The organism is Massilia cellulosiltytica (assembly GCF_047325105.1).
Taxonomy (GTDB): Bacteria; Pseudomonadota; Gammaproteobacteria; order Burkholderiales; family Burkholderiaceae_D; genus Telluria; species Telluria orientalis.
The window spans coordinates 62,196-79,019 of sequence record NZ_CP168562.1 but is presented as its reverse complement, the minus strand read 5'-3'; the positions used below and the strand labels follow the sequence as shown (position 1 = coordinate 79,019).

Genomic DNA, 16,824 nt, shown 5'->3' with positions numbered 1-16,824 from the left:
CGGGCCTTTTTTTGAATCTTAAATCTGCATCTTAAATGCATAATTAAAGGAACCACCATGATTTCGGAAGCTTCCCGCCCCTACATCGATGCCAGCGTCCCCGTCCTGCGCCAGCACGGCCTGACGATCACCAAGCTGTTCTACACGAACATGCTGGGCGCGCATCCTGAACTGACCCGCATTTTCAACATGGGGAACCAGGCCAGTGGGGCGCAGCAGCAGTCGCTGGCATCGGCGGTGTTCGCGTACGCGGCCAACATCGGCAACCCGGGCGCGCTGGGTCCCGTCGTCGAGCGCATCGTGCACAAGCACGTGTCGGTCGGCATCCGCGCCGAGCACTACCCGATCGTCGGCAAGCACCTGCTGGAATCCATCGCGGCCACGCTGGGCGACGCCGCCACGGAACCGCTGCTGAACGCGTGGAAGGAAGCCTACAACTCGCTCGCCAAACTGCTGATCGAAGCGGAAGCGAACCTGTACAGCACGGCCGGCATCCAGCCGGGCGACACCCGTCCGATGCGCGTCGTGGAAGTCAAGACGGAATCCGTCAACGTGCTGTCGATCCGCTTCGTCCCCGCCGACGGCAAACCGGTCCCCGCGTTCAAGCCGGGCCAGTACGTCAGCGTCGCGGTCGACCTGCCGGGCGGCCGTCACCAGCTGCGCCAGTACAGCCTGTCGGATGCGCCGAATGGTGAAGACCTGCGCATCTCGGTGAAGCGCGAAGACGGCGTGGACGATACGCCGGCCGGTGAAGTGTCGAACTGGCTGCACGCCAACGTGAAGGTCGGCGCCACGCTGCAGGTGTCGCACCCGTTCGGCGAGTTCCTGCCGGAGACGGAAGGCGACGCGCCGCTCGTGCTGCTGTCGGCTGGCGTCGGCATTACGCCGATGGTGTCCGCCCTGAAGCGCGTGACGCAGGTGAATCCGCAGCGCCGCGTGATCTTCGCGCACGCCGCACGCGACGCCGGCCACCACGCGCTGCGCGCGGAAGTCGAAGGCCTGGTGTCCGTGATGCCGAACCTGTCCGTCGTGACCTTCCACGAGGACGCACAAGGTGCGGCCGGCGTGATCGAAGGCCGCATGGACGTGGCGAAGCTGCCGGCATGGCCGCACGACGAGGCGTCGGTCTACCTGTGCGGCCCGCACAAGTTCATGCAGGCCCAGTGGCTCGGTCTCCTGAATGCGGGCGTGCCGGCCGGCCGCCTGTACCGCGAGGTGTTCGGTCCGGAGCTGCTCGACCACCTGCTGTAATCGAAACGCCGGCCTTCGCGCCGGCGTTTTTAATTCACGACCTGGACGAGCTTCCCGCTCACGGTCCGCTGCGACGGATTGCCATACACACGGATGCCGCCGGAACCGCCGTTCTGCGCGACGAGCGACTGGCGCACGTTCGCGGTCATGCCACCGGATCCCGTCGACGACAGGTCCGCCTGCTCGCTGACGAGGTCCGCCAGGTCCAGGTGGCCGGAACCGTTCGAGCGCGCCGCCAGGTGGCGCACCGCACCCGTCACGCGCAGCTGGCCGGAGCCGTTCAGGCTCGCCGTCAGGCGCTCGCCCTGCATGCGCCCCGCGACGACGCGGCCGGAACCGTTCAGGGTCAGGTTGCCGCCGCTGCTTTGCAACGTCGTCGCGTCGATGCTGCCCGAGCCGTTCAGTACCGCGTCCAGGCCGGCGACGCGGCCCGTCAGCAGCACGGAACCCGATCCCCGCTCTTCCACCACCAGAGGTCCGCCGTTCAGGTCTTGCACGGACATGCGGCCGGACCCATTGTGGCGCACGTCCGTCAAGCGCGGCACCGTATAGGTCACGCGCACGGGATTGTTGGTGCGGAACGAGCGCTCCTTCTCGATGACGAGGCGGTCGCCGCGCAGCTCCGTGCGGATGAACGGCAGCAGGTTGCTGTCCGCCTCCACGACCAGCGACGTCGCCGGGCCCACGCGCACGTCGACGGTGATCGTGCCGTTCACTTCCAGCGCCGGCACGGTGGCGATCGTGCGCTCGTCGCGCCCGGGCACGCCGTTGCCTTCGATGGAATCGCTGGAGAATGGCGTGCGGACCTGGTAGTCGCCATCGCCGCCCGGGGCGACGATGATGGCGCAGCCGCCGAGGATGGCGCAGGTGAGAGCGATGGCGAACGGAGTACGCATGGTGGATGGCCTTGTTGTTATTGACCGTGCCACTCTAGCAAGGGTACCCGGGGTCGTCCGCCTGCATGCGACGGACGGTGTAAAACGCGGAACGAACGGAGGAAAACCTGCGACGACCGTCAGCGCTGGCCCAGGCGCGTATCGCCGAACAGATGCTTGTACTCGTGCGGCTGCGAGCGCCAGTACTGCGGCGGCGCGCTGACCGTCGCCCCCAGTTCCGCCGCCGCATGCCACGGCCAGCGCGGGTCGTACAGCATCGCGCGCGCCAGCGCCACCATGTCCGCCTGGCCGGTCTGCACGATGGTCTCGGCCTGCTTCGCTTCCGTGATCAGGCCCACGCCGATGGTCGGCATTGGCGTGTTCGCCTTGATGCGCGCGGCGAACTCGATCTGGTAGCCCGGACCGACAGGGATCTTCTGGTGCGGCGACAGCCCGCCGCTCGACACGTGGATGAACTGGCAGCCCAGTTTTTCGAGCGCTTTGGTCAGCACGAGGCTCTGTTCCAGGTCCCAGCCGCCCTCGACCCAGTCGCTGGCCGAGATACGCATGCCGACCACCATCTCGGGCGACACGGCCGCGCGCACGGCCTCGAACACCTCGAGCGGAAAGCGCATGCGGTTTTCCAGCGAACCGCCATATGCATCGTCGCGCCGGTTCGACAGCGGCGACAGGAACTGGTGCAGCAGATAGCCATGAGCGGCGTGCAGTTCGATGGCGTCCAGGCCCAGCGCATCGGCGCGGCGCGCGGCGGCGACAAAACCGTCCTTCACGCGCTGCAGGCCGGCGGCATCGAGCGCCAGCGGCACGGTCTCGCCCTCCGCGTGCGGGATCGCGGACGGCGCCACGGTCTGCCAGCCATTCTCATGGTCGGCAGGGATGTTCGCGCCGCCCTTCCAGGGCACCTCGCTCGATGCCTTGCGGCCCGCGTGCGCGAGCTGGATGGCGATCTTGATCGGTGCGTGCTTGCGCATCGCATTGACGACGGGCTCCAGCGCCGCCGCATGCTCGTCGGACCAGAGGCCCAGGTCGGCATAGGTGATGCGCCCCTCTTCCGTCACGGCGGTCGCTTCGATGATGAGGAGACCGGCACCGGACAGTGCGAGGTGGCCGAGGTGGATCATGTGCCAGTCGGTGGCGAAACCGCGGTCGGCGGAGTACTGGCACATCGGCGCGATGGCGATCCGGTTCGCCAGCTCGAGCGGGCCGAGCTGGATCGAAGAAAACAGCTTGCTCATGGGTGAAGACTCCCCTTTGTGTTTCAAAGAGCCAGTCTAGCGCGCATGGCGCAAACGCGCTTTCAACCGGCGCGCACCACCATGATCCCTGCCCGCAACCCCACGCGCACGTCGGGATTCGGAAACACGACGCACTCCTCGTCGTGCTGAACGGTATAAACGGTATCGCCGTCGCGCGCGATCACGTCACCCTTTTTCAGCGGCGTGAAGTTCTCCGTGTCGCGCCCGAAGCTCATCGTGAACGCATCGGACAGCTTGGTGATCGACTGGGCCGTGTTGAACACGATGGGTTCGTTGCCGCCCGCCTGCGCCTGCCCGCGCAGCAATCCATGCAAGGCCGACGCCATCGCCGCGAACTGCGACAGGTCGTTCTGCCCCAGCGTGCCGATGCGTCCCAGTTCGACGGTGGTGCCCGCGGCGCCGTGCCGCTCGGCCGTCCAGTAACTGTACGTGCCTGCGGACGCCGGGTTCATGATGACGGCTTCGATGCCGCCGAGGCCCAGCCACGCGATCAGCGCGCGGCGAGGCTCGTCCGCGATCAGCTCCGGCACGATCGCGAAGCGCGGATAACGCGAGCCGCGGATCGCCGTGTGCAGATCGAGGTGCCAGCGGCGCGGGCCGCTGCCGTCGAAGAATGCAGCCGTGGCTGCGATCAGCGTGTCCGCGCGGCCGGCTTCGAAGGTGCCGGCCAGGTCGCCGCGCTGGTCGCGGAACATGCGGTTCAGGTCCGCGTCGATGAAGCGCTTGCCGGCCGCGATGGCGTCGATGTTCCCGACGCACAGCATCAGGTCCACCGCGAACTCGCCCGGCGTGCGCGACAGGGCCTCGATGGCGTAGGCCACCATCTCGATCGGCCCCGTCTCGTCGCCATGCACGCCCACCGACAGCAGCACGGCGGGCCGCTCTGCCGGCGGCGTCGCGGCCTTCACGGTCAGCACGCCCTTCGCGGGCAGGCCGACCGTGAAGCCGGCTTGCGCGAAGCGGGCGGCGACCTCGCCGAAGTCGCCTTCGGCCAGTGCCCGGATTTCCTTCGGTAAGGTGGCCGCCATCGCTTACGCCAGGTTCGCGACGGTGGTGGCGACGGTCGACGCCGCGGTGCCGGATGCGATGCGGTCCGGGCTCGACCCTTCCGACAGCGACCACACGGCCAGCATCGCCTGCTCCAGGTCCGTCGGCTGGACGTAGCCGGCCGACAGGCCCATCGCCGCGGTCAGCTCGCGCACGGCCGACTGCATGTCGCCGCTGGTGCGGCTCGCCGCCAGCACTTCCGTCAGCAGGCGTTGCTGCGTGCGGCGCAGGGCTTGCAGCGCGTAGTTGCGCAGCTGTTCCTGCGACTTGCTGGTGGCCGGCAGCTTGAGGCCGCGTTCCAAGGTGTCGATGCCGGCCTGCTCGCGCAGCAGCATGCCGACGCGCAGGAACTCGGCCAGCGACATGCCTTGCGGACGCTGGACGGAGACGGCCGCGAACAGGAACGCCGCCAGCGATTCGACCGTGTCGACGGCCTTCCACGCCTGCACGAACGACGACGACAGGCCCGCGTGGCTGTCCGCGTCAAGCTTCGCCGGCATCAGCTGGCGCAGTTGTTCCGGCTGGGCGAACAGGTTCGACAACTCTTCCATGCCGCCGGCACCGGCCTGCTCGGCCGGCAGCGACAGCACGCCTTCGATCACGGTGCGCAGCATCACGCGGGTGCGCGCATCGACGGTCTGCGACACGTCGCGCGGCACGACCAGCGCGTCATGGTCCAGTGCCTCGAACACGGGCGCCAGGTGCAGCGCGGCCCACGCCTGGCCCCACGCTTTCACGACTTCGGCGTCGTCGATGCGGTGTTCCAGCGCCAGGTCGCGCAGCATCAGCGGGCCGCAGCGGTTGACGGATTCGTTGGCCAGCACGGTCGCGAGGATCGCGTTGGCCAGCGGGTGCGCCAGCGGATCGCGCGTGGCCACCAGCTGTGCCGGGAAGTACGGGCGCAGGATGGTCTCGGCCCACGGCTGTTCCGTCAGCGGCAGCGCGGCGAGGATGCGCTTGAAGCGGTTCTTGACGTTGGCGACGACGACGGCCAGTTCCGGCGTCGTCAAGCCCAGGCCCAGGGCCTTGCGGCGCTGCAGTTCCGTCTCGCTCGGCAGCTGCTCCAGCTCGCGCGACACGGCGCCTTCCGCCTCCAGGCTCGCGATCAGGACAGCGTAGCCGTCGACGACGGCGCTGTCCGATTGCGCCTGCGCCTCGCGCACCAGCAGGTGCGTCTGCAGCGTGTTGTCGCGCAGGACCAGCTTCTCGATATCGCCCGTCATCTCGGTCAGCAGGCGATTGCGCTCGCCCTCGTCCAGCTGGCCCGCGTTGACTTCGGTGTCGAGCCAGATCTTGACGTTGACTTCGTGGTCGGAGCAGTCCACGCCGGCCGAGTTGTCGATCGCATCCGTGAAGATGCGGCCGCCGGCCAGCGCGAATTCGATACGGCCGGCCTGCGTGGCGCCCAGGTTGCCGCCTTCCGCGACAACCTTCACGCGCAGCTCGTTGCCGTTGACGCGGATGTTGTCGTTGGCGCGGTCCTTCACCTGCGCGTGGGTCTCGGTGGACGCCTTGATATAAGTGCCGATGCCGCCGTTGTAGAACAGGTCGACCGGCGCCAGCAGGATACGGTGCATCAGTTCTTCCGGCGTGAGCGACGTCTCTTCGATGGCCAGCGCTTCGCGCACTTGCGGCGACAGCTCGATGTGGCGCGCGGTGCGCGGGAACACGCCGCCACCTTCCGAGATCAGTTCCTTGTCGTAGTCGTCCCACGACGAACGCGGCAGCGCGAACATGCGCTTGCGCTCATTGAACGACACGACGACGTCCGGGTTCGGGTCGAGGAAGATGTGGCGGTGGTCGAACGCGGCCAGCACTTTCAGCTGGCGCGACAGCAGCACGCCGTTGCCGAACACGTCGCCCGACATGTCGCCCACGCCGACCATCGTCACCGGGGTCGTGTTCATGTCATGGCCCATTTCGTAGAAGTGGCGTTTCACGGCTTCGAACGCGCCCTTCGCCGTGATGCCCATCTTCTTGTGGTCGTAGCCGTTCGAACCGCCCGATGCGAACGCGTCGCCCAGCCAGAAGCCGCGCGAGACGGCGATGCTGTTGGCGATGTCGGAGAACGTCGCGGTGCCCTTGTCGGCGGCGACCACGAGGTAAGGGTCGTCCTGGTCGTAGCGCACGGTGTCCGTCGGCGGCACGATCTCGCCGCGCACGCGGTTGTCCGTCACTTCCAGCAGGCTCGCGATGAACAGGCGGTAGACGGCTTCGCCTTCGGCCGCCACGACGTCACGCGCCGCATCCTTCGGCATCTGCTTGCAGACGAAACCGCCCTTCGAGCCGGCCGGCACGATGACGGCGTTCTTGACCATCTGCGCCTTCACGAGGCCCAGCACTTCGGTGCGGTAGTCTTCCATGCGATCGGACCAGCGCAGGCCGCCGCGGGCGACCGGGCCGCCGCGCAGGTGCAAGCCTTCGAAGCGGCGCGAGAACACGTAGATCTCGCGGAACGGGCGAGGTTCCGGCACGAGCGCCAGGTGGCTCGTGTCGAGCTTGAAGATGATCTTCTCGCCATCGTTTTGATAGTAATTGGTGCGCACTGTCGCCATCACGAGATCGACCAGCGCGGCCATGATTTCCTCGGTGTCGGCGTGGTTGACCTTGGCCAGGTCCGCCTTCAGCGCGGCCAGTTTCGCATCGCCCTCGGCGCGCTCTTCGGCGCTGCGTTTCGGATCGAAGCGCAGTTCGAAGCCTTCGACCAGTTCCTTGACGAGGTTCGCGCGCGGGCGCAGCGTCTCGGCCATGTAGCGGGTCGAGAACTTGCTGCCCGCCTGGCGCCAGTAGCTGATGTAGGCGCGCACGAGCTGCACTTCGCGCATCGCCAGGCCGCCTTCGATGGTGAGGCCGTTCAGGCGGCCGTCTTCCGCTTCGTCGTTGAACAGCGCGGCGAACAGTTCGCCCGCGACTTCCGCGACGCCCGGCTTGGCCAGCTTGGCGGCCGAATCCGCGTCGACGATCAGGCCCGTGATGTAGCGGCGCGTGCCGTCGGCCGTGTCGATCCAGAAGCTTTGTTCGCGGTCGATGGCGACGCCGGCGTTCTGCAGCGCCGGCAGGATGCGCGACAGCGACGGCATCGTGTTCGTCGAGTACAGGCGCAGCGACGTGACGCCCGCTTCATCCGTCTCGATGCGGACCGAGACGTGGCCCTGCTGGCCGTTCGCGATGATCGCGCTCACGTCGCGGAAAGCGATTTCGGGCGCCGTCGCGGCCACGTAGTTGACCGGCAGCGTCGGCAGGATCTTGCGCAGCGCGTTGCGGGTCGGGACGTCTTCGACCGTGTCGGTCAGCGCCGTGTAGCGGTCATGCCAGCCGTCCAGCACGGACAGCAGCGGTTTCTGGATGTCCGATTCCAGGTCGAGCGGATAGCGCGCGGCCTGGGCGATCAGGTAGACGCGGGCCAGCGGGCCATCGGCGACGAGCGTCTGCGTGCGCACGTCGACGGCGCCCGAGCTTTCCTTCAGTGCCTGCGCCAGCGCGGCGACGACGGCGGCGCTGTAGCGCTCGCGCGGCAAATAGACCAGGACGTTCAGGTGGCGCTGGTACACGTCGCGGCGGGCGAAGACTTTCGCGCGCGGCTGCTTGTACAGCGAGACGACGGAGCTGCACACCTGGGCAAGCCAGTCCGGATCCGCTTCCAGTGCTTCCGTGCGCGGCAGCGACTCCAGGATCTCGAGGAATTTCTCGGCGCGGAAGCCTTCCTGACGCACGCCGGCAATCGACAGCACTTTCGCGACGCGGCCGCGCGCGAACGGCAGGCGCGCCAGCGGGGTCGACGTGGCGGCGCGGGTGAACAGGCCGACGAAGCAGTGTTCGCCGATCGTGTTGCCCTGCGTGTCGGTGTCACGCACGCCGATGAAATCCAGCGGCTGGTCGCGGTGCAAGGTGCCGGCCACGTCGGCCTTCACGATCGACAGCGTCTCGTCGCGCTTGGACAGGATCTCGAAGTCGCCCGGGATGTTCTGCAGGCAGGTGCCGTAGACGGGGTGCGACGTATCCTGCAGCACGCCGATGCGGCTCGGGATGTCGCGTTCGAGTTCGCGCACGCCCGGCTTGACGAAGTAATACGCGTAGCCGAACGGTTCGAAGCCTTCGTTCTTGGCCCAGTCGAGGAAGGCCGCCACTTCCTGGCCGGACGGCGTGCCCGCATCATGCCCTTTCTCGGCGGCTGCTGCGGCGACGAAAGTCATGCGGTCGGCCATGGCGACGGCGTCGCGGTGCACGATGGCGGCGTCGCGCGCGACCATCTGGATGCGGGCGACGAGTTCGGAGAGCTCGTCCTGCGGCAGGTCTTCCGCCAGCAGGCACAGGACATACGATTCCAGCGGCGCGCCCGCTTCGCCGACGGCGACCACGCGCCCGGCTTCATCGCGGCGCACGGGCAGCACCGTATTCAGCACGCCCGACGCGACGACGCGCTGGCGGCGCAGCGCCATCACGAACGAGTCGACGAGGTAGGGCATGTCCTCGTTCAGGATCAGCAAGGCGGTCGACATGCCGCAGCGCCCGTCCGTATAGCGATTCTCCGCGATCTGGCAGCCGTCGGTCGTGCGCTGCGCCACCTGGGCGAAGGCATCCCACAGGATGGCGGCGAGGTTGCGGGGATCGATGCCGGCGAGGTCGTCCTCGTCCAGGGCGCCGATCCAGGCGCCGATCAGCGCGCCCACTTGTTCCGAGGCGTCGGCCGGCTTGTTCTCGTTGACCAGCGCGAGGGTTTGCGTGCGCAGATCGTGAGGCATGTCTTTGTTCATTTTTAGCTTCTCCAAAAGCTGGTTTGTTGCGCCGGGTTCGGCGCGGCTTGTGGCCACATGTTCCCGGCTGGTACGGACAGGGTTGTCCCGTCCAGATTTCTTGTGCTTCTTCGGGTGTACGTCGAAAAACCTGGACGGTTTTTCGAGGTACACCCTCCCGGAAACGATGCGCTATTAAATCATGAAAGGTCGTAAAGACCGGGCAAGCCCAGGATGCGCTCCAGGTCTTCCAGTGCCGCGGCGCACTCGATGGCCAGTTGCGGGTCGGCCAGGTCCTTCGGCTCCACGCGGTCGCGGTAATGACGCTCGACCCACGGCACGAGGCGCGCGTACAGGTCTTCCGTCATCAGCACGCCCTGGTGCATCGCGGCCGCTTCCTCGTCCGTGAGCACCACGCGCAGGCGCAGGCACGCGGGGCCGCCGCCGTTGCGCATGCTCTGGCGCAGGTCGAATTCGATCAACTCGTCGATTGGGCCACCGCTCGCCACCAGCTGCTCCAGGTAGCGGGCCACGGTCGCCGTCTCGCGGCATTCGTGCGGGACGACGAGCGCCATGCCGCCGTCCGGCTTCGACAGCAGCTGGCTGTTGAACAGATAGCTGGCGACGGCGTCGGCGACGGGGACGACGCCCGTGTCCACGCGCACGGCGCGCAGGTCGGTGCCGGTGACGCCCAGCGCGCGGCGCAGCGCTTCCAGTGTGGCCGCTTCGTCGGCGAACGCCTGGTCGTGGTAGAACAGCACGTTGCCGTTGCCGACCGCGATCACGTCGTTATGAAACACGCCCTGGTCGATCACGGCCGGATTCTGCGACGCGAATACGGTACGTGCCGCGTCCAGGCCATGCAGGCGGGCGACGGCCTGCGATGCTTCCAGCGTCTGGCGTGCCGGATACTTGGTCGGCGCGGGCGCGGACGGGTCGAACTCGACGCGGCCATAGACAAAAAACTCGACGCCGGCCGCGCCGTGTGCGCTGGCGAAGCGCGTGTGGTTGGCGGCGCCCTCGTCGCCGAACGCAGGCGTCGACGGCAGCGGGTCGTGCACGACGAAGCGGTCCGGGTTCGCGAACAGGGCGCGCAGCGTGCGCGTCGCCTGCACATGTTCTTCCGCGCGGTGCAGCTTGTTGTTCAGGTTCGCGGCGGTGAAGTGCACGCGGCCGTCCGCCGTGTCGGCCGACGGGCTGACGGTGGCGGCGTTCGCGGTCCACATCGGCGATGCGGAGTACGCGCACGCGAGGATCACCGGAGATTCGCGGTACGCCCGTGCCAGCACGTCGGCATCCGTGCCCGTGAAGCCGAGGCGGCGCAGCAGGCGGAAGTTCGGACGCGCCTGCGGCGGCAGCAAGCCTTGCGCGAAGCCGCGCGCGGCCAGTGCGCGCATCTTGGCGAGGCCCTGCAGCGCGGCCTGGCGCGGGTTCGACGCGCTCCGCACATTGTTGAACGAGGCAACGTTGCCGAACGAGAGACCGGCGTAGTTGTGCGACGGGCCCACGAGGCCGTCGAAATTGAATTCGCGTGCGTTGCGCATATCGTTCAGAAGGTGAGACCGGGCGACAGCTTGGCCGGCATGTCCAGTTCAGAGGTTTCGATGGAGGCGACCGGGTACGCGCAGTAGTCGGCCGCGTAATAGGCGCTCGGACGGTGATTGCCCGATTTGCCCACGCCGCCGAACGGCGCGGAGCTGGCGGCGCCCGTCGTCGGACGGTTCCAGTTGACGACGCCGGCTCTAGCCTTGACCGCGAAGCGCTTCCACAAGTCTTCCGACGGCGAGAGGAGTGCCGCGGCGAGGCCGTATTCCGTCGCGTTGGCGGCCTCGATGGCGCGGTCGAAATCCGCCACGCGCACGATCTGCAGCAGCGGTCCGAACCACTCTTCGTCCGGGATGCCCTGCGCATCCGTCACGTCGACGATACCGGCGGTGACGAAGCCCGCGTTCGGGTCGAGCTGGCGCATGCGCAGCAAAACTTTACCGCCCTGCGCTTCCATCATCTCCTGCGCCTGCACCAGGCGTTTCGCCACGGCGGCCGAGACGACGGGGCCCATGAACGGCTGCGGCTCCGCGTTCGACGGGCCGACGGCCAGCTTGCCCGCCACTTCCACGAGACGGTCGACGATGGCTTGTCCCTGCGGGCCGTCCTGCACGATGAGGCGGCGCGCGCACGTGCAGCGCTGGCCGGCCGAGATGAACGCGGACATCACGACGTGGTGCACGGCCGCGTCGACGTTCTGCACGTCCCAGACGACGAGCGGGTTGTTGCCGCCCATTTCCAGCGCCAGCATCTTGCCCGGCTGGCCGCCGAACTGTTTATGCAGCGCGACGCCCGTCTGGCTGCTGCCGGTGAACAGGATGCCGTCCACGTCCGGATGCTGCGACAGCGCCACGCCGGTCGCGCGGCCGCCGTTTACGAGGTTCAGCACGCCCTGCGGCAGGCCGGCCTGCTCCCACAGCTGCACGGTACGCACGGCGGTGCGCGGCGCGTATTCGCTCGGCTTGAACACGAGCGTGTTCCCCGCGATCAGCGCCGGCACGATGTGGCCGTTCGGCAGGTGGCCGGGGAAGTTGTACGGACCGAATACACCGAACACGCCATGCGGACGGTGGCGCAGCACGGCGTTGCCATCGGCGACCCTGGCGGCGGTTTCGCCCGTGCGCGCGGCATGCGACTGCACCGAGATGTCGACCTTGTTGGCCATCGTCGTCACTTCCGTGCGGGCTTCCCACAGCGGCTTGCCCACTTCCTCGGCGATGATCGCGGCGAGTTCCTCGTTGTGCTCCTTGAGCAGGTCGCGGAAGCGCTGGCAGATGGCGATGCGTTGTTCGAGCGGCGTGAGCGCCCAGTCTTCGAACGCGGCGCGCGCGGCTTTTACGGCGCGGTCCACATCTTCTGCCGTGGATTCGTTGCTGGTCCAGGTCTGGCGGCCGGTGGACGGGTCGATCGTGTCGAGCTGCGGACCGGAACCGGCCAGCCATTCGCCGCCGATGTAATTAGAGACGTTAGCCATTGTTCTTCCTTACGTTGAGGGCCAGTGAGCGGATCGGATCGCCCGGATGGCAATGCAGCAGTTGGAGTTCGCGCACGGATAGCGCGACCTTGCGGCCGCCGTCGCAGGCCTGGGTAAGGACCATGCGAAAATCGTCGAGCTTCGTGTTGGAGACGAGCGTGACTTCGCACTCACCTTCCGGTTGGCCTTCCTCGGCCGTGGTCAGCACGCTGTCGCGCACGGCGCGCAGCTCGGCCACGCGGCCCTGCAGCACGGGGCCCGCGTCGAAGATGTCGACGTAGCCCTCGTAGTGCATGCCTTCCTGCTCCAGCAGTTTGCGCGCCGGGAGCGTGGAGCGGTGCACCTGGCCGATCACGGCCTGCGCGTCTTCCGGCAGGTACGCGACGTACAGCGGCTGGCGCGGCATGAGCTCCGCGATGAACGACTTCTTGCCGAGCGCCGTCAGGCCGTCGACGTGGTTGAAATCCATCTTGAAGAAGTGGCGGCCGAGTCCCTCGTAGAACGGCGACGTGCCGTCCTCCGCCTGGTAGCCGCGCATCTCCGCGATGATCTTTTCCGTGAACAGGTGCTGGAACTGGGCCATGAACAGGAAGCGGCTCTTCGACAGCCACTTGCCGTTGTAGCCCGTGCGGTATTCCGGCATCAGGAACAGCGAACACAGTTCCGTGGAGCCGGTCAGGTCGTTCGACAGGTACAGCGTGTCCATGCGCGTGAACACGCCCAGTTCGCGGCTGGAGTGCACCAGCGTGCCGATGCGGTAGTTATAAAACGGCTCCGTGAGGCCGACGGCGGCCTTGATGGCGCACACGCCGGCCAGGCGGCCGTTGGACGTGTCTTCCATCACGAACATGTAGTCGCGTTCCTCGGGCGGGATCGTCTGCGCGAACGATGCCACCGCAGTCTCGACGCGCTCGCCCAGCATGGCGCGGTCCGGCTTCAGCGTGGTCATGCCGCTGCCGACCTGGCGCGCCATCTCGATCAACGGATCGATGTCGTTCAGGGTGATTGCGCGGATTACGAGCATGGGTTCCTCATGGTTTTCCAAAGCGTCAGATGCGTACGCAGATGACGCTGTCGCCGGTCGCGACGCCTAACGCCTCGCGTGCCGCGGGCGGCAGGCAGATGGCGTCGGAACTCTCGGCCGGGTCGCACGGCAGCACGATCGCGCGGAACTTGCGTTCGCTGCTGGCCACCGCGTAATTCACCATCGCGGCCTTGCCGCCGCGCGTGGGCGGCTGCAGTTCGGCGTTCGCGACCTTCTTCACCATCGAGCCGGAGAACGACCGCAGCGCGTGCTTGTGCGCCTGCAGGATCGGACCGCCGTCGAAGATGTCGATGTATTCGTCGGCCTCGAAGCCCTCTTCCGTCAGCAGGTCGAACGCGAGTTCGCCGCTCGGGTGGATCTGGCCCATCACGGCCTGCGCGGGGCCGGGCAGCAGCGGCACGTACACGGGGTAGTGCGGCATCAGCTCGACGATCAAGGTGCGGTTACGGGCGCCGCCGATCGTGCGCTCCGCATCGAGGAAATCCATCTTGAAGAACTTGCGGCCCAGCGCATCCCAGAACGGCGACTGGCCACCCTCGTCCGTGACGCCGGCCAGCGGCACGAAGAAGCGGTCGCCGAAGCGGTGCGGGGCCAGCACGGCGTACAGCAGACGGGCGCGCGACAGCAGCGCGGACTCGCGGCCGGCAGTATCCTGATTGCGAATGTAGAAGCCGGACAGCTGCGAATACGCCGTCAGCTCCGAGCACAGGGTCAGCGCGTGCACGCTGTGGCTGATGTTCAGGTCGCGCGAGACCTGCTGGATCACATCGTTGCGGAACGCGAAATAAGTGCCGTTCGAACCGGCCGACGCGTGGATCGCGGCGGTGCCGACCAGATCGCCGCTGTCGACGTCTTCGAGCACGAACAGGTAGGACTCTTCGCTGGGGATGTCGACGTGGGCGGCGAACGACGCCACCGAACGCTCCACGAACGCGGCGATTTTTTCGCGCGTGCGCGGCAGGGTGTGCACTCCCGGCGTGGACGCGGCAAGCAGCGTCTCGAGGGCGCCGACATCCGCTGGTTCTACCGGACGAACTACGTACATGGATTCTCCCGACAAAGGCATCGAACTCACGGAGCCGGCCGGACTGGGGTGCCCCCCTTCCGGCCGGGTGGTGCTGGCAGTATCAGCCGGCGAGGAACGCGTCGGCAGCCTGGCGCATGATGCGGTCGGCTTCGGCGATCTGCTCGTCGGAGACCACCAGCGCCGGTGCCAGGCGGACGACGTCCGGGCCGGCGATCAGCAGCATCAGGCCGAGCTTTTCCGCGACCTTCGTGTAGTCCTTCGACTTGCCCTTGTAGCCGTCGGCCATCGGCAGGCCGAGCAGCAGGCCCTTGCCGCGCGGCTTGGTGAACAGCTGCGGGTAGTCGGCGGCCAGCTTCTCCAGGTTCGCGACGATCTTGCCGCTCGCCTCGCGCACGCGCGCCAGGAAGCCCGGCTGGTTGATCTGCTCGATCACGGCCAGCGCCACCGACGTCGCCAGCGGGTTGCCGCCGTACGTGGTGCCGTGGCTGCCGACGGCCAGGTATTGGGCGATCTCGTTGGTGGTCAGCATGGCGCCGATCGGGTAGCCGTTGCCCAGGGCCTTGGCCGACGTCAGCACGTCCGGGGTCACGCCCACGTTCATGTAGTCGTAGAAGGTGCCGGTACGGCCCACGCCCGACTGCACTTCATCGAAGATCAGCAGGGCGCCGGTCTTGTCGCACAGCTCGCGCAGCGCCTTGAGGAATTCGATGTCGCCCGGGATCACGCCGCCTTCGCCCTGGATCGGCTCGACGATCACGGCCGCGACGTCATCGCCGATGGCGGCGCGTGCCGACTCGATGTCGTTGTAGTTGATGTGGTTGATTTCCGGGGGCAGCGGCTCGAAGCCTTCGGTGTACTTCGACTGGCCGCCGACCGACACGGTGAACAGCGTGCGGCCGTGGAACGAGGAATAGCACGACACGATGCGCGACTTGTGCGGGCCGAACTTGCCGTGCGCGTACTTGCGCGCCAGCTTCAGGGCGGCTTCGTTGGCTTCCGCGCCCGAGTTGGCGAAGAAGCAGCGGTCGGCGAACGTGGCCTCGATCAGGGCCGACGCCAGGCGCAGGACCGGCTCGTTCGTGTAACCATTGCCGACGTGCCAGAGCGTATTGGCCTGGCGGGTCAGCGCCTCGACGACGACCGGGTTGCAATGACCCAGGCTGCTGACGGCGATGCCGGAGGTGAAGTCGAGATAATGCTTGCCGTCCTGGTCCCAGACGTCCAGGCCCGACGCGCGCACGGGCACCATCGCGGCGGGTGCGTAGGTCGGGACGAGCACCTCGTCGAAAGTCTGGCGTGTGACAGGCCGCGTGGCGACACCCGAGTCGAGCTTAGCATTCATGACGTTTTCCTCATCCAAATAAAAGGTTGCGCGGACTCCAGCAGCCGCGCCGAGCGACTCATTATAGAGAAGCCAATCCTTGCCGTTCTTTCCAAACTGCGACAGGCATTTTCATTTTTGGACGAGCAACAGTTGCTCAAATTCGGGGTCAGGTCCCATTTATTTTCAAACTTCGGCCAAGCTGCGGCGATGCTCGGCCTATGTCGGCCAACATCGGCGACCTCGCAAAAATAATGTGCTCTGACCCCGAATTTATTGGCTGAGCTTGCGCTGGCGTTCTTCGCGCGGGGTGTTGCCGAACAGGGCGCCGAAGGCGGTGGAGAAGTGGGAACCGGACGAGAACCCGCACATTAGTCCCACCTGCACGATGGAGTAGTTGGTGTCGCGCAGCAGTTGGCGCGCCCGTTGCAGGCGCAGTTCGAGGTAGTAGCGCGACGGCAGGCTGCCCAGGTATTGCTTGAATAGCCGCTCCAGCTGGCGGCGGGACACGCCCGCCAGCTGGGCGATGTCGTCGGTCGACAGCGGTTCCTCGATGTTCGCTTCCATCAGGGTGACGGCTTCCGTCAACTTGGGCTGCAGCACGCCGAAGCGCGCCTGCAGCGCGACGCGCTGGCGTTCGTCCGGGCCGCGCACGCGGTCCACGCACAGGATTTCCTTCACCTGCGCCTGGACCGTCGCGCCGAACAGCAGGTCCACGAGGGTCAGAGCGAAGTCGATGCTGGCCGCACCGCCGCAGGACGTCAGGCGCGCGCCGTCGATCTCGTACAGGTGCGGGCTCAGCAGGGCCTGGTCGGCGCGCATGTCGACGTCGGGATACAGCGACCACGGCAACGCGGCGCGCGCACCGTTCAGCGCGCCCGCCTCCGCCAGCCACAGCACGCCCGCGCCGACGCCGCCCCAGCACGGCGCCGCCCGGCAGCGGGAGATCACGGTGCGCAGGTTGGCGGGACGCAAGCCGGCCTCGGCCTCGTCGGCGACGAGGAGCACGAGGTGCCAATGGCGCTGGTCGGCCGCGAATTTGTCGGGGGTGCGTACGTCCACGTGCAGGCGTTCCGGCCCCAGCACCTTGGCCGCGAGGCGCAGCGGCTGCACGAGGCCGGACCACGTCAGCGAATCCGGCTCGCCCGCATGCACGAGCAGCACGCGCAGCGGCGCCTCCTGCGCGAGGCGGGATAATTCAAGCTGCTGCATTGGGACGAACAGGGATC

General features: G+C 67.3%; 11 protein-coding genes. 1 reads left to right on the top strand and 10 read right to left on the bottom strand.

The window, feature by feature from the left end:
- The first annotated feature begins 57 nt into the window (after nt 1-57).
- Entirely contained in the window at nt 58-1,251 is a 1,194-nt protein-coding gene (locus ACEN9H_RS00345) for a globin domain-containing protein (RefSeq protein ID WP_413337068.1), read from the top strand.
- Between the two features lie 29 nt (nt 1,252-1,280).
- Here the strand turns inward: ACEN9H_RS00345 and ACEN9H_RS00340 are convergent, their stop codons facing one another.
- The 10 genes from ACEN9H_RS00340 to ACEN9H_RS00295 form a co-directional block, all read right to left on the bottom strand.
- On the bottom strand, nt 1,281-2,147 hold the full coding sequence (locus tag ACEN9H_RS00340; RefSeq protein WP_413673392.1) for a head GIN domain-containing protein: 867 nt from the start codon (nt 2,145-2,147) through the stop codon (nt 1,281-1,283).
- A gap of 119 nt (nt 2,148-2,266) precedes the next feature.
- Nucleotides 2,267-3,382: an NADH:flavin oxidoreductase/NADH oxidase gene (locus tag ACEN9H_RS00335; RefSeq protein WP_413673391.1), complete on the bottom strand. Its 1,116-nt coding sequence runs from the start codon at nt 3,380-3,382 to the stop codon at nt 2,267-2,269.
- 62 nt (nt 3,383-3,444) lie between these two features.
- Entirely contained in the window at nt 3,445-4,431 is a 987-nt protein-coding gene (locus ACEN9H_RS00330) for a succinylglutamate desuccinylase (RefSeq protein ID WP_413673390.1), read from the bottom strand.
- A 3-nt stretch (nt 4,432-4,434) separates the two neighbouring features.
- Nucleotides 4,435-9,192, bottom strand: coding sequence for an NAD-glutamate dehydrogenase domain-containing protein (locus tag ACEN9H_RS00325; RefSeq protein WP_413673389.1), 4,758 nt, complete (start codon nt 9,190-9,192; stop codon nt 4,435-4,437).
- Nucleotides 9,193-9,383: 191 nt separating this feature from the next.
- A complete protein-coding gene (gene astB, locus ACEN9H_RS00320; protein WP_413673388.1) occupies nt 9,384-10,727 on the bottom strand; it encodes an N-succinylarginine dihydrolase in 1,344 nt (447 codons plus the stop codon).
- A gap of 5 nt (nt 10,728-10,732) precedes the next feature.
- A complete protein-coding gene (gene astD, locus ACEN9H_RS00315) occupies nt 10,733-12,202 on the bottom strand; it encodes a succinylglutamate-semialdehyde dehydrogenase (RefSeq protein WP_413673387.1) in 1,470 nt (489 codons plus the stop codon).
- On the bottom strand, nt 12,195-13,226 hold the full coding sequence (gene astA / locus ACEN9H_RS00310; protein ID WP_413673386.1) for an arginine N-succinyltransferase: 1,032 nt from the start codon (nt 13,224-13,226) through the stop codon (nt 12,195-12,197). The genes astD and astA overlap by 8 nt, the downstream gene beginning before the upstream one ends.
- A 25-nt stretch (nt 13,227-13,251) precedes the next feature.
- Nucleotides 13,252-14,292 (bottom strand): arginine N-succinyltransferase, encoded by a 1,041-nt coding sequence (locus ACEN9H_RS00305; RefSeq protein WP_413673385.1) that lies wholly within the window; start codon nt 14,290-14,292, stop codon nt 13,252-13,254.
- Nucleotides 14,293-14,374: 82 nt separating this feature from the next.
- On the bottom strand, nt 14,375-15,616 hold the full coding sequence (locus tag ACEN9H_RS00300; protein ID WP_413673384.1) for an acetylornithine/succinyldiaminopimelate transaminase: 1,242 nt from the start codon (nt 15,614-15,616) through the stop codon (nt 14,375-14,377).
- A 252-nt stretch (nt 15,617-15,868) separates the two neighbouring features.
- Entirely contained in the window at nt 15,869-16,807 is a 939-nt protein-coding gene (locus ACEN9H_RS00295) for a GlxA family transcriptional regulator (RefSeq protein ID WP_371767379.1), read from the bottom strand.
- Between the last annotated feature and the right edge of the window lie 17 nt (nt 16,808-16,824).